A 12901-nucleotide genomic window follows, 5' to 3' on the forward strand; every position below is an offset into this window, starting at 1 on the left:
TCCCCCTCCTCTCCCCCCTTCCCTTCCCTCTCCTCCCTCCCCCCCCCCCCCCCCCCCCCCCCCCCCCCCCCCCCCCCCCCCCCCCCCCCCCCCCCCCCCACCGCCTTTTACGAGAGCCCCCACGAAGAAAGCAAGCCGAAGAGCTGCTCCCGCTCGCCCGCGGTCAGCAGCCGGCTCGGCGGCCGGACGTCGGGGCGGCACAGCCCGAGCTGGCCGAGCGCGTCCTTGACCACACTGACGTTGTTGGCGTTCCCGTTGGCGGCCCGGAGCTCTTCGAACGGGCGGATCCGCTCCCAGACCGTCATCGCCGCCGGATAGTCCCCTGTGGACAGTGCGCGGAACATCTCCAGCGAGATCGCCGGGTCGACGTTCACCAGGCCCGAGGTGAATCCGGTGGCGCCGACGGCGAAGTAGCCGGGCGCCGAAAGCTCGGCCAGGCCGGCGATCCACACGAACCGCTCGAAGCCCGCGTCGCGCGCGACCGAGCCGAACCGAACGGGATCCGGCACCGCGTACTTCACCCCGATGACGTTCGGCGCGGCTTCGCCCAGCGCCCGCAGCTGCTCGCCGGAGATCGCCGGGTTGCGGACGTAGAGCACCACCCCGAGCTCCGGCACCGCGGCGGCGATCGCGGCGTGGTAGTCGACCCAGCCGTCCCCGGAGATGTACGGGTGCACCGGCTGGTGGATCATGATCATGTCCGCGCCGGCGTCCCGCGCGTGCGCCGCGGCCCGCGTCGCCGACGCGACGTCGTGCCCGATCCCGGCGAGCACGCTCGCCCGGCCGGCGGTGGCTTCGACAGTGGCTTCGAGGCATTGCCGCGCTTCGTTCGCGTCCAGCGCGTAGAACTCGCCGGTGTTCCCGTTCGGCGTCACGACCTCGATGCCCCCGGTGATCAGCCGGTCCACGAGCTTCGCGTACGTCGGGCCGTCGACGGCGCCCTCGGCGTCGAACGGCGTGACCGGAATGGCCACCACCCCGGAAAGCCGCCGCTTCTGCTGCTCGAACGTCATCGAGCCCCCTTCGGATCGTCGGTCGGTGCGGCACGCTCGCCCGTGAGCCCGAAGGCGACCCGGTCGAGGAAATCCGTGATGTGCCTGCGCAGCAGGTGTTCGGTCTGCCGGGCGTTCCCGCTCTCGGCGGCGGTCAGGATCGCCCGGTGTTCGGCGGCTTCACCTTGCCACGTCGGGCTGATGCCCCAGCCGGTGACGGTGATCAGCGCCGCCTGGTCACGCAGCCCGTCCAGCGTTTCGACCAGCAACGGGTTCCCGCACCCGGCGTAGAGCGCCCGGTGGAACAGCCGATTGGTCAGGCTGGCCTTCGCGCGGTCGACGGCCGCCGCGCCGGTCCCGACCTCGGCCAGCACCCGCCGTGCGCCACTGAAGTCCGCCCCGCGCTCGACGGCGCGCCGGACGGCTTCGGGCTCGAGCATCGCGCGGAGGTCGTACACCGCGCACGCGCTCTCGGCGTCCATGACGCGGACCGCCGCCCGCCTGTACGTGCTCATCGTGACCAAACCGGAACCGGCCAGGATCCGCAGCGCCTCGCGCACCGGCGTCTTCGACACCCCGAGCGAGGCTCCGACCTCGGCCTCGACGAGCGTTTCGCCCGGCCCGAACTCCCCGCTCAAGATCGCTTCCTTGATCGTGTCGCGGACAAAATCGGTGCGCGAGACGGGCGGCGGCGGCCTCCGCGCCGAAGAAGTGCTCGCCACTGGCATGTCCGATCTGATATACGATGCGACATACAACATTATCACGGACCCAGGGAGCAGCCATGCAGCGTCGCACCGGCTTCCGATTCCGACGAGTGCTGCTCGCAGCCGGCCTCGCCGCCGGGCTGGCAGCCTGCGGCGCCCCGGGCGGTGACGGTGGCCAGGCAGCGAATCCATCGGCCGTGCCCGACAAGCCGGCCAAGCCCGTCGACCTCAACATCCTCGACATCGCGGGCAACCTGCAGCTCACCAAGCAGATGATCGAGAACTTCAAGGCCGCGCACCCGGAAGTGCTCTCGAAGGTCACCTATTCGACGGCGCCCGCCCCGAGCATGGCGGGCAAGCTCAAGGCGGAGCAGGACGGCGGAGTCGCCCAGACGCACCTGGTCCTCAGCGGCACCGACGGCCTCTCCGCCGGCATCGCGAACGGCACCCTGGCGAAGGTCCTCCCGGACTTCGCCGGCCGGTTCCCGAACCTGATGCAGAACTACCTCGAGCCCGCGGCCAAGATGCAGGAGCTTGCCAACGGCTACGGCGTCGAAGTCGTCTACTACCCGTCCGGCCCGCTGCTGGAGTTCAACCCCGGCGCGGTGTCCGCGGCGCCGGCGTCCCCGCAGGAGCTGCTCGACTGGGCCAAGGCGCACCCGGAGAAGTTCCAGTACGCCCAGCCGTCGAACTCCGGCCCGGGCCGGACCTTCCTGATGGGCCTGCCGTACCTCCTCGGTGACAAGGACCCGAAGGATCCCGACAAGGGCTGGGACAAGACCTGGGCGTTCCTGCAGGAGCTGGGCAAGTACGTGAAGTACTACCCCTCCGGGACGACGGAGACGATGAAGAACCTCGCGTCCGGTTCGGTGGACATGGTCATGTCGACGACCGGCTGGGACATCAACCCGCGCAAGCTCGGCACGGTGCCCAACACCGTCAAGACGGCGATCATGCAGCCGATGCACTGGGTCACCGACGCCCAGTACGCCCTGATCCCGAAGGGGCTTTCGCCCGACCAGGAGTCGGCGATCCTGCAGCTGATCGCGTGGATGCTGAAGCCGGACCAGCAGGCCATCGCCTACGACGACGGCTACTTCTACCCCGGCCCGGCGGTCAAGGACGTCACCCTGCAGATGGCGCCGCAGAAGAGCCAGGACACGATCAAGCAGTTCGGCCGCCCGGAGTACGAGCAGTGGATCGCCCAGTACCCCAAGGAGACGTCACTGCCCGCCGAACAGCAGGTGAAGGCGTTCGACAAGTGGAACCAGCTGGTCGGCGGCTCGAAGGTCGGCAAGAAGTGACGTTCGGGCAGCTTCGCCTGGACGGCGTCTCGCGCAGCTTCGGCTCCGCGAACGCGCTGAGCGGCCTCGACCTCGCCATCACCCGCGGCGAGTTCGTGGCCCTCCTCGGCCCGTCCGGGTGCGGCAAGTCGACCGCGCTCAACTGCCTCGCCGGCCTGCTCCCGCTGACCGGCGGCAGCATCTGGCTCGACGACAACCGCATCGACGGCCGCCCGCCGGAGCAGCGCGGGTTCGGGATGGTCTTCCAGAACTACGCGCTGTTCCCGCACATGTCCGTGCGCGCGAACGTCGGCTTCGGCCTCAAGATGCGCAAGGTCGGCCGGGCCGAGGCCCGTCGACGGGTCGACGAAGCCCTCCGCCTGGTCCAGCTCACCGAGCACGCGGCGAAGTTCCCCGCCCAGCTTTCCGGCGGCCAGCAGCAGCGCGTCGCCATCGCCCGCGCCGTCGTGCTGGAGCCGGCGGTCGTCCTGATGGACGAGCCGCTGTCCAACCTGGACGCCAAGCTCCGGCTCGAGATGCGGATGGAGATCCGCCGCCTCCACCAGGCGCTCGGGCTCACCACGGTGTACGTCACCCACGACCAGGAGGAGGCCCTTTCGCTGGCCGACCGCCTGGTGGTGCTGCGCGACGGCGCGGTCCAGCAGGTCGGCACCCCCGAGGAGGTGTACGCCCAGCCGGTGAACAGCTACGTCGCGTCGTTCATGGGCTACCGCAACCTCCTGGACCTGACGGTCACCCGCGCCTCGGGGACGTCGGTGACCGTCGAGGGTGACGGAGTCCGCCTGTCCGGCCGCGGCTCGCTCGCGGAGGGCCCGGCGAAGGTCGCGATCCGCCCCGAAGACTTCGTCATCGGCGACGCCGCGGAGAACGCCCTCGACGTCACGGTCGAGATCGTCGAGTACCACGGCCGCGAGCTGTCCGTCTCGGCCCGGCTGCCCACCGGAACACCGGTCTACTTCCGGACCGACAAGCGCCTCGCCCCCGGCGACACGGTCCGGATCGGCGTCCCGGCCGACCGCGTCCTGGTGTTCGCGCCATGACCGCCACCGCCACCGCCACCGGCGCCGCCCGCCCCGCCCTGCGTCACCGCCTGGCCGAACGCGGCATCGACCGCACCCTGCTCCTCCTGGTGCCCGGTCTTCTGGTCACCGCCTGCCTCTTCCTGTACCCGTTCCTCTACGGCCTCCAGTTGTCGTTCGCCCCACGCCAGGGCGGTGTCTTCGCCAACTACGCGCGGTTCTTCGGCGACCCGTACCTGCGCGACACGGTCTGGACGACGCTGGGCATCGCGCTGCCCGCGACGTTCATCAACGTGCTCGCCAGCATCCCGATCGCCTACGTGATGCGCGGCCGCGTCCGCGGCAAACGCCTCCTGACGACGATCCTGGTCGTCCCGATCACGCTCGGCACGGTCCTCACCGCGCAGGGCCTGATCATGTACGGCGGCCCGGCGGGCTGGCTGAACAAGGTGCTCACCGTCCTCGGGGTCACCGACCAGCCGCTCCCGCTGATCCACAACTACACCGGCGTGCTGCTGTCGCTGGTGATCACCGGCTTCCCGTTTTCCTTCCTGCTGACGTTGTCCTATCTCTCGGGCATCGACCCCTCCCTGGAGAAGGCCGCCGCGACGCTCGGCGCGAACTGGCTCCAGCGCTTCCGCCGCATCACGCTGCCGCTGCTGGCGCCCGGCCTGGCGATCACCTTCTGTCTCTCGTTCGTCATGGCGTTCTCGGTGTTCCCCTCCGCGCAGCTCGTCGGCGACCCGGCGAACGAGACCCGCGTCATCTCGATCGCGGCCTACCACGCCGCCTTCGAGGAGTACGACTACTCGATGGGCTCGGCCGTCGCGATGCTCATGGCGGTGGTCATGCTGATCGTGATCGGCCTGGTCATGGCGTGGCGCGGCACGCTGTACCGCGGAGCGACCGGAGGCAAGGGATGACTGGTTGGGTCGCGCGTCCCGGACGTTGGGTCGTCTGGGCCGTCGTGGTGTTCTTCTTCGTCAACCTCGCCGGCGTCGTGCTCTCGGTGGTCGTTGACTCGTTCGGCACGCAGTGGTTCGGCTCCTGGCTCCCGGACGGCTTCACCACCCACTGGTACGCCGACGCCTGGCGCGAGTTCGGCCTCTCGGACGTCCTCCTCACCACGGCCGTCGTCGCGCTCGTGGTCATCGCCGTCTCGGTGGCGGTCGGCGTCCCGGCCGCCTACGCGCTGGCTCGCCGCTCGTTCCCCGGCAAGCGCCTGGTGATGCTGCTGTTCGTGCTGCCGATCCTGATCCCTCCGATCACCTACGGCATCCCGCTCGCCACCGTGCTCTACAAGTTCCACCTCGCCGGCACGACGACCGGCGTCATCCTGGCGAACCTGGTGCCGTCGGTGCCGTTCGTCGTACTGACCATGACGCCGTTCATCGAGCAGATCGACCCGAAGATCGAGGCCGCGGCCCGCATGTCCGGCGCGCGGACGGTCTCGGTGTTCACCCGGATCCTCGGCCCGCTGCTGCTGCCCGGGATCCTGGCCGCGTCGATCCTCGTGCTGGTGCGCACGGTCGGCATGTTCGAGCTGACGTTCCTCACCGCCGGCCCGGACTCGACGACGCTCGTGGTGGCGCTCTACAACTCCGTGTTCGCCGCGGGCATCCGGGCCAACCAGTCGGTGGACGCGATGGCGACCATCTACACGGCTTCCATGCTCGTACTCCTCATCGTCGCGTTGCGGTTCGTGAACCCCACCCAGCTGGTCACCCGGATCCGGGAGGAGGCCTAGGTCGTTCGCTCATGTGATCGACTGTACCGCCGATCATCGAACAGATGATCGACACGATCGGGTGGAAGTCGGGCTTGCGGCTCCCCCGAGGGGAGGTGCCAGGCTGGCGGCATGCGGTATTCGATCGGCGAGCTGGCCGGGCGCACCGGGCTGACGACCAAGGCCGTCCGGTACTACTCCGACCGCGGCCTCCTGCCGCCGTCGGGGCGCAACACCGCAGGTCAACGCCGTTACGACGACGCCGCGCTCGCCCGGCTCGACCTCATCCGCACCCTCCGCGACCTCGGCCTCGACCTCGCTTCGATCCGCCGGATCACCGACGGCGAGACCACGGTCGCCGAGGTCGCGGCGAAGCACGCCGAAGCCCTGGACCTGGAGATCCGCGTCCTGCGGCTGCGCCGCGCGGTGCTCACGGCGGTGGCCCGGCGCGGCTCGACCCCCGAGGAGACAAGCGTGCTGCACAAACTGGCCCGACTGTCCGAAGTGGAGCGCCGACGCCTGGTCGAGGACTTCCTCGCCGACGCGCTGGGCGACCGTCCCGACCTGGCCGGCGTCGCCCGCACGCTGACCCCCGAGCTGCCCGAAAACCCGAGTCCCGACCAGATCGAGGCCTGGGTCGAGCTGGCCGAGCTGACGCAGGACCCGGGGTTCCGCGCGGTCCTGCGCCGGCTCGTCGAGCAGCACGAAGGCGGTCTGCGCCGCGACCTGGCCGCCGACGTGCGCGACGCCGTCACGCCCGCGCTCGAAGCCGGGCTGACCCCGGCTTCGGCGCAGGCGGCGGCGATCGTCGACGGCCTCGGGCGCACCCCCGCCCAGCTGCGGGACTGGCTCGGCGTCGTCAACGACCCACGCCGTGAGCGTTACCTGGAGCTGCTCGCGGTGGTCAACGGCTGGGCCGCGCCGGAAAGCCTGACCCCGGCGCTCGACTGGCTGGCCGCCGCGACAGCTCGCTGATCCGGGCCAGCGCTTCGGCCGCCGGCTGCGCGTCGAGCCGGCTTCCGTCGCGCAGCCGCAGGGAAAGCTGCCCCGCGGCGGCCTCCGCCGGCCCGATCACCGCCTGGAACGGCACCAGCCGTCCCTCCCGGATCCGTGCGCCCAGGCTGCCCTCCGACACGACCTCCGCACGAAGGTCGCCACAGCCGTCGAGAACCTCGAGCGCGTAAGGCAGTTCCGCGTCGGACAGCGGCAGCAAGCGGAGCTGCACCGGCGCGAGCCACGCCGGGAACGCGCCGCCGTGGACCTCGACGAGCTGGGCCATCGCGCGTTCCACACTGCCGATGATGCTGCGGTGCACCATGACCGGCCGGTGTTTCGCCGCGTCCGCGCCCACGTATTCGAGGCCGAACTGCGCGGGCTGGTGGAAGTCGACCTGCACGGTCGACAGGGTCGACTCACGACCGGCGTTGTCGGCGATCTGGACGTCGATCTTCGGTCCGTAGAAGGCCGCTTCGCCCTCGACAGCGTCGTAAGAGAGCCCGCTGCGATCGAGCACCGACCGCAGGATGTCCGCGGCACGGTCCCAATCACTCTCGACGTACTTCTCGCCGTCGCCGGGCAGGGAAAGCCGGTAGCGCGCCGGGCTGATGCCGAGGGCGTCGTAGGCCTGCCGGATCATCGAAAGGGCGGCGACTGCCTCGTCCTCCACCTGGTCGAGGGTGCAGAAGATGTGCGCGTCGTTGAGCTGGATCGCGCGCACCCGGCTCAGCCCGCCGAGCACCCCCGACAGCTCGGCGCGGTACATCCCGCCGAGCTCGGCGATCCGCAGCGGCAGCTCGCGGTAGCTGCGGCCGCGCGAACGGTAGATCAGCGCGTGGTGCGGGCACAGGCTCGGCCGCAGCACGAGCTGCTCACCGCCGACGTCCATGGGCGGGTACATGTCGTCGCGGTAGTGCGCCCAGTGCCCGGAGATCTCGTACAGCTCACGTTTGCCGAGCACCGGCGAATGGACGTGCCGGTAGCCCGCGCGCCGTTCGAGGTCGCGGACGTACTCCTCCAGGCTGTGCCGGACGAGCGCGCCGTCGGGCAGCCAGTAGGGCAGGCCGGCGCCGATGAGCGGGTCGGTGTCGAACAGGCCGAGCTCGCGGCCGAGCTTGCGGTGGTCGTGCATTGTGGACTCCTCGTGACGGGCGAGGCGGGTGACCACAAGACGAAGCCCGGGGCAACCGCCCCGGGCTTTCGTGACCATGGATCAGCGCGCCGGGACACTCTCCGGCGTCGTCGTGTTCGCAGCGCGCTTCATGGGATCGACGGTAGCAGCGCGCGCGACTCCTTATTCCGTGACGAGCTGGAAGGTGTCGAACCGCGGCTTGCCCGCCGGCCGGAGGACGAGGACGTTCACGCCCGCGGCCGTGTGGCGCGTCTCGACGTGCTCGAACGCCTTCGGCACGACACCGTCCGAAGAGCCGGCGGCCCTGGCCCAGCACCACCGGGAACTGCCACAGCCGGTACTCGTCGACGAGGTCGTGCGCGATCAGCGTCTGCAGCAGCTCGCCGCTCCCGTGGACCTGGACCTCGCGGCCCGGACGCGCCTTCAGGTCGTGCGCGAACTCGACGACGTCACCGCCGACGAAGGACGTGTTCGCCCAGGTCGAGCTGGACAGCGTGCGCGAAACGACGTGCTTCGGGAGGCCGTTGAGCCGGGACGCCAGCGGGTCGCCGGGGTCGGTGACCTTCGGCCAGTACGCCGCGAAGATGTCGTAGGTCCGCCGGCCGAGCAGGAACGCGTCGGCGCGGGAAATCCACTCCGTGGCGAGCTCCTGCATGCCCTCCTCGTAGAACGGCGTCACCCAGCCGCCCTGGTCGAAGCCGCTGGAAGTGTCCTCCTCGACACCGCCGGGGCCCTGGTAGACGCCGTCCAGGGTCAGGAAGGTGGTGGCGATCAGCTTGCTCATGGTGTCTCCTCGGTTGCGGGTCTTCTCCCACCCGTCGCGCGAGGAAGCGCCGGATCGACATATTCAGGAAGCCAGGAAAAGCTCCAGCTGCTCGACGACGAAGGCGTGGTCATCGGCCTGCGGGAGGCCCGAAACGCCGACGGTGCCCACCACGCCCACATCGCGCACCAGCACCGGGAACACCCCGCCGTGGGCGGCGTAGACGTCCGGGTCGAGGCGGGAGTCCGCCTCGAACGTGCTGCCCTTCGCGCGGGACCGCGTGCCGATCATGAACGAGCTGTGGCCGTAGCGGTCGACGACCCGGCTCTTGCGCTCGATCCAGGCGTCGTTGTCGGCCGACGTCCCGGGCAGCGCCGCGTGGAAGAGCCGCTGGCCGTTGCGGCGGACGGAGATCGTCACCGGCAGCCCGCGCTCGCGCGCCGCGGCCAGGAGCTGCTGGCCGAGGGCGAGTGCGGTCTCGTTGTCGAACTTCGTGAACTGGAGGCGTTCTTCCTGGTCGGCGAGCTGGGCGAGGCGGTCGGTTTCGGTCATGCGCCTATTAAATCAACACTGTTGTTTAATTACCAGCGAACTCGGTGAGGGAGAGCACGTTGCCGTCCGGATCGGGGAACCAGGCGATCCGCCCGCCCGGCGTGGTCCAGATTTTGTCGGTGTCCTGTGGCAGCGTGTCGAACGTGAGGAACTCCACGCCCCGGCCGCGCAGCCCGGCCACCGCCGCCCGGATGTCGGCGACCGCCCAGCCGAGCACCGTGAACGGCTGGGGCGTGAACTCGGCCACGGCGGTCACCCGCAGCATGGTGCCGCCGCTCCGGAACACGACCGCGAAGGGGGACTGCTCGATGAACTCGAGGCCGGCGACGTCCGTGTAGAAGGCGCGTGAGCGCTCGAGGTCGGTCGACGGCGCGAAGGCGACCAGATCCGCTGAGCCGAGCATGGGCACCACCTCTCTCGGCGGAAAAGGTACCCCTTGTCGGGCCCGCTGACAGGGGGACGAGGAGGTGGCATGGGCCGGATCCGGCGACGCACGGTGCTCGGCGGCGCGGCCGCGGTCACCGTGGCCGGCGCGCTGCCCGCGGCCTGTGCCGTCCCGGCGCGGACGGGCACGATCGACGACGTCCGCCACGTCGTGGTGCTGATGCAGGAGAACCGGTCGTTCGACCACTACTACGGCACCATGGCCGGCGTACGCGGCTTCGGCGACCGCGCGGCGCTGCGCGACGTCTTCCGCCAGCGCGGCCGTGACGGGCCCGTGCTGCCGTTCCGGATCGACACGTCCGTCGTGGACGGTCAGGACCTCGGCGAGCTGCCGCACGACTGGAACAGCACGCACCGAGCGTGGAACAACGGCGCGTACGACAGCTGGGTCGCGGCCAAGAGCCCCATGACGATGGGGCACTTCGCGCGTGACGACGTCCCGTTCCAGCACGCCCTGGCGAGCGCGTTCACCCTGTGCGACCACTACTTCTGCTCGATCCAGGGCCCGACGCAGCCGAACCGGCTGTTCCACTGGACCGGCACGATCGACCCCGACGGCCGGGCCGGCGGGCCGGTCACGCACAACTTCCCCGACTACGAGCCGTCGTTCCGCTGGACGACGTACCCGGAACGCCTGGAAGCGGCCGGGATCAGCTGGCGGATCTACGCCAACGACGAGGAGCGCGGCGTCCCCGAGCACTTCGTCGGCGACTACGGCGACAACCCGTTGTGGCTGTTCGAGAACTACCACGACGCGCTGTATTCGATGGATCCGGTGAAGCGGCGGCTGGCCGAGCGCGCGAACCTGCGCAAGAAGCTCAAGCCCGACTCGGGGCAGGGCGAGGACCTCGACCACGTGCTGGCCGAGTTCCTCGCGGACTGCGCGGCCGGGACGCTGCCCGCGGTGTCGTGGGTCGTGGCGCCGTACGGCTACTGCGAGCATCCCGCGGCCCGGCCGGTCGACGGCGCGGCCTACATCCAGCGGATGCTGAAAGCGTTGTGGGACAAGCCGGAACTGTGGGAATCAACCGTCGTCTTCCTCAACTACGACGAAAACGACGGATTTTTCGACCACGTCCTCCCGCCGACGCCGCCGCCCGGCACCCCCGGGGAGTTCCTGCCCGCGCACCAGCCGTGGCAGGGCAAGCCGTCCGGGGCGCCGACGCCGATCGGGCTGGGGCCGCGGGTGCCGATGACCGTCGTCTCGCCGTGGAGCCGGGGTGGCTGGGTGAACTCCCAGGTCTTCGACCACACGTCGGTGCTGCGGTTCCTCGAGACGTGGACCGGGGTGCGCGAGCCGAACATCTCGGCCTGGCGCCGGGCCCTCTGCGGCGACCTGACCAGCTGTTTCGACTTCCGCACGCACGACACGTCGATCCCGCTGCTGCCCGACGCGGACGTGTTGCGCGCCGAAGCCGACCGCACGCAGGCACGCCTGCCGAAGCCCGGGCTGCGGCCGGGCGCGCTGGTGCAGGAGCCCGGCACGGCGAAGGCGCGCCCGCTGCCGTACCAGCCGGTCGCCTGGGTTTCGGCCGAGCCGTCCGCGGTCAAGCTGCACCTGGCCAACCACGGCACGCAGGCGCTGCAGTTCGCCGCGTACGCCTACCACGCGGGCGGGACGTCACAACGCTTCGACGTCGGTCCGGGCGGCTCGGTGACGGGCGAAACCGCGCACAGCGGCACGTACGACGTCGCGATCCACGGTCCGAACGGCTTCCTCGTCGAGGCCTCCGGCGGCGTGGGCCTCGACGCCGCCGTCACGTTCCTGCCCACGCCCGCGCTGCGGGTCACGGTGACCAACAGCGGCGCGGCGCCGGTCGTGCTCAACGACGTCACCCTTCCGCCCGGCGGCTCGCGCGACTTCCCGGTGCCGGCGAAGAACGGCTGGTACGACGTCACTTTCGAGACGCCGGGGTGGCGCCGCCGCTTCACCGGGCACCTGGAGGACGGCGGCCCGTCACGCACCGGGCCTTAGCGGAGGGAGTCCAGCGCGAAGGCGGCGAGCATCGCCACGCCGGTCGGCATCGCGTCCTCGTCGAAGAGGACGCGGTTGGAGTGGTTCGCGGCCGCCTCGGCCGGGTCGACGCCGGGCGGGCAGCCGCCGAGGAACGCGTACGCGCCCGGAACGCGTTGCAGGACATAGGAAAAGTCCTCGGCGCCCATCAGCGGGTCGGCCATCAGCTCGACGTTCTCCGCCCCGAGGACGCTCGCGGCGAGCCGCAGCACCTCGCCCGCGACGCGGTCGTCGTTGACGGTCACCGGGTAACCGGGCTCGACGTCGGCGACCACGCGGCAGCCGTACGCCGTGCCGACGGCGTCGCACACCTTGTACAGCTCGTCGCGCACGAGCGCGCGCGTCGCCTCGGACAGCGTGCGGATCGTGCCCTGCAGCTCGGCGGTCTCCGGGATGATGTTCGTCGTCGTGCCGGCCTCGATGCGCGTCACCGAAAGCACGGCGGGGTCGAACACGCTGACCCGCCGCGTGATCATCGTGTGCAGCGCCCCGACCATCGCCGCGGCCGCCGGCACCGGGTCGATCGTGTGCTGCGGCGCCGAGCCGTGGCCGCCCTTGCCGGTGACGCGCACGGTGAACGAGTCCGCCGACGCCATCAGCGGGCCGGGCTTCAGCTGCAGCAGCCCGCTGCGGGCGTTGGCCAGGATGTGCACGCCGAAGGCGCGCTCGACCCGCGTCCCGGCGGCGTCGAGCACGCCCTCGTGGATCATGAAGCGGGCGCCGTGGTGGCCCTCCTCGCCCGGCTGGAACATGAAGACGACCGAGCCGGCCAGCTGGTCCTTGCGCTCCGAGAGCAGCCTGGCCGCGGACGCGAGCATCGCCACGTGGGTGTCGTGCCCGCACGCGTGCATCGACGTCTCGTCCTCGGACGCGAAGTCCAGCCCGGTCTCCTCGGTCAGCGGCAGCGCGTCCATGTCGCCGCGCAGCAGCACCGCCGGGCCGGGCCGGGCGCCGCGCAGGACGGCCGTCAGCGACGTCGTGGCCTTGCCCTCGGTGATCTCCAGCGGCAGGCCGTCGAGCGCCTCCCGGATGGCGGCCTGGGTGATCGGCAGGTGGAGGCCCTGTTCCGGGTGCCGGTGCACGGCGCGCCGGAGGGCGACGGTGCGGTCCTGCAGCGCCCGCGCGTCGTCGAGGAGGCCGTCGAACGGCGTGCCGGGCAGCGTGGGCAGGTCAGTGGGGCCGGTCATGCTCCCGATAGTGCCCCATGGGGCGCTTCGGGCGCACCGTGCGTGCGCTCGGTCGGGCAGCGGAA

Annotated in this window: 12 protein-coding genes and 1 pseudogene; 6 read left to right on the plus strand and 7 right to left on the minus strand. The window is 70.9% G+C overall.

The annotated features are described in order from the left end of the window. Positions 1-107 precede the first annotated feature (107 nt). Both ACZ63J_RS22725 and ACZ63J_RS22730 read right to left on the minus strand, forming a co-directional pair. A complete protein-coding gene (locus ACZ63J_RS22725; protein WP_465333832.1) occupies positions 108-1013 on the minus strand; it encodes a dihydrodipicolinate synthase family protein in 906 nt (301 codons plus the stop codon). Next, positions 1010-1714: a GntR family transcriptional regulator gene (locus ACZ63J_RS22730; RefSeq protein WP_465403114.1), complete on the minus strand. Its 705-nt coding sequence runs from the start codon at positions 1712-1714 to the stop codon at positions 1010-1012. Before ACZ63J_RS22730 ends, ACZ63J_RS22725 begins: the two co-directional genes overlap by 4 nt. A 62-nt stretch (positions 1715-1776) precedes the next feature. Here ACZ63J_RS22730 and ACZ63J_RS22735 point away from each other — a divergent pair, with 62 nt between their 5' ends. The 5 genes from ACZ63J_RS22735 to ACZ63J_RS22755 all read left to right on the plus strand — a co-directional run bounded on the left by ACZ63J_RS22735 (position 1777) and on the right by ACZ63J_RS22755 (position 6723). Then, positions 1777-3003: an extracellular solute-binding protein gene (locus ACZ63J_RS22735; protein WP_465402950.1), complete on the plus strand. Its 1227-nt coding sequence runs from the start codon at positions 1777-1779 to the stop codon at positions 3001-3003. Next, positions 3000-4043, plus strand: a complete 1044-nt coding sequence (locus tag ACZ63J_RS22740; protein ID WP_465402952.1) for an ABC transporter ATP-binding protein — start codon at positions 3000-3002, stop codon at positions 4041-4043. The genes ACZ63J_RS22735 and ACZ63J_RS22740 overlap by 4 nt, the downstream gene beginning before the upstream one ends. Beyond that, positions 4040-4945 carry an ABC transporter permease gene (locus tag ACZ63J_RS22745; protein ID WP_465402954.1) on the plus strand — a complete coding sequence of 302 codons (906 nt, stop codon included), beginning with the start codon at positions 4040-4042 and terminating at the stop codon, positions 4943-4945. The genes ACZ63J_RS22740 and ACZ63J_RS22745 overlap by 4 nt, the downstream gene beginning before the upstream one ends. Further along, complete coding sequence (locus ACZ63J_RS22750; RefSeq protein WP_465313039.1) at positions 4942-5769, plus strand: ABC transporter permease; 828 nt, start codon at positions 4942-4944, stop codon at positions 5767-5769. Before ACZ63J_RS22745 ends, ACZ63J_RS22750 begins: the two co-directional genes overlap by 4 nt. Positions 5770-5880: 111 nt before the next feature. Then, positions 5881-6723 (plus strand): MerR family transcriptional regulator, encoded by an 843-nt coding sequence (locus ACZ63J_RS22755; RefSeq protein WP_465402956.1) that lies wholly within the window; start codon positions 5881-5883, stop codon positions 6721-6723. On the opposite strand, the gene thrS is transcribed toward ACZ63J_RS22755, so the two are convergent. The 4 genes and pseudogenes from thrS to ACZ63J_RS22775 all read right to left on the minus strand — a co-directional run bounded on the left by thrS (position 6653) and on the right by ACZ63J_RS22775 (position 9594). Further along, positions 6653-7954, minus strand: a complete 1302-nt coding sequence (thrS, locus tag ACZ63J_RS22760; RefSeq protein WP_465402958.1) for a threonine--tRNA ligase — start codon at positions 7952-7954, stop codon at positions 6653-6655. The genes ACZ63J_RS22755 and thrS overlap by 71 nt on opposite strands. A 265-nt stretch (positions 7955-8219) precedes the next feature. Then, positions 8220-8660, minus strand: a pseudogene (locus ACZ63J_RS22765) (dihydrofolate reductase family protein); the annotation flags it as partial. Between the two features lie 63 nt (positions 8661-8723). After that, on the minus strand, positions 8724-9191 hold the full coding sequence (locus tag ACZ63J_RS22770) for a heme-degrading domain-containing protein (RefSeq protein WP_465402960.1): 468 nt from the start codon (positions 9189-9191) through the stop codon (positions 8724-8726). Positions 9192-9216: 25 nt separating this feature from the next. Beyond that, on the minus strand, positions 9217-9594 hold the full coding sequence (locus ACZ63J_RS22775; protein WP_465333849.1) for a VOC family protein: 378 nt from the start codon (positions 9592-9594) through the stop codon (positions 9217-9219). 69 nt (positions 9595-9663) lie between these two features. On the opposite strand from ACZ63J_RS22775, the gene ACZ63J_RS22780 reads away from it, so the two are divergent. Next, positions 9664-11610 carry a phosphocholine-specific phospholipase C gene (locus tag ACZ63J_RS22780; RefSeq protein WP_465402962.1) on the plus strand — a complete coding sequence of 649 codons (1947 nt, stop codon included), beginning with the start codon at positions 9664-9666 and terminating at the stop codon, positions 11608-11610. Here the strand turns inward: ACZ63J_RS22780 and ACZ63J_RS22785 are convergent. Then, positions 11607-12836: a M20 metallopeptidase family protein gene (locus tag ACZ63J_RS22785; RefSeq protein WP_465402964.1), complete on the minus strand. Its 1230-nt coding sequence runs from the start codon at positions 12834-12836 to the stop codon at positions 11607-11609. The genes ACZ63J_RS22780 and ACZ63J_RS22785 overlap by 4 nt on opposite strands. Between the last annotated feature and the right edge of the window lie 65 nt (positions 12837-12901).

This window comes from Amycolatopsis sp. NPDC104863 (genome assembly GCF_055582965.1).

Bases quoted from the DNA above. Each gene is read 5' to 3' on its own strand.
- ACZ63J_RS22725 (WP_465333832.1), bottom strand. From the start codon at position 1,013: ATGACGTTCGAGCAGCAGAAGCGGCGGCTTTCCGGGGTGGTGGCCATT.
- ACZ63J_RS22735 (WP_465402950.1), top strand. From the start codon at position 1,777: ATGCAGCGTCGCACCGGCTTCCGATTCCGACGAGTGCTGCTCGCAGCC.
- ACZ63J_RS22745 (WP_465402954.1), top strand. From the start codon at position 4,040: ATGACCGCCACCGCCACCGCCACCGGCGCCGCCCGCCCCGCCCTGCGT.
- ACZ63J_RS22750 (WP_465313039.1), top strand. From the start codon at position 4,942: ATGACTGGTTGGGTCGCGCGTCCCGGACGTTGGGTCGTCTGGGCCGTC.
- ACZ63J_RS22755 (WP_465402956.1), top strand. From the start codon at position 5,881: ATGCGGTATTCGATCGGCGAGCTGGCCGGGCGCACCGGGCTGACGACC.
- thrS (WP_465402958.1), bottom strand. From the start codon at position 7,954: ATGGTCACGAAAGCCCGGGGCGGTTGCCCCGGGCTTCGTCTTGTGGTC.
- ACZ63J_RS22770 (WP_465402960.1), bottom strand. From the start codon at position 9,191: ATGACCGAAACCGACCGCCTCGCCCAGCTCGCCGACCAGGAAGAACGC.
- ACZ63J_RS22775 (WP_465333849.1), bottom strand. From the start codon at position 9,594: ATGCTCGGCTCAGCGGATCTGGTCGCCTTCGCGCCGTCGACCGACCTC.
- ACZ63J_RS22780 (WP_465402962.1), top strand. From the start codon at position 9,664: ATGGGCCGGATCCGGCGACGCACGGTGCTCGGCGGCGCGGCCGCGGTC.
- ACZ63J_RS22785 (WP_465402964.1), bottom strand. From the start codon at position 12,836: ATGACCGGCCCCACTGACCTGCCCACGCTGCCCGGCACGCCGTTCGAC.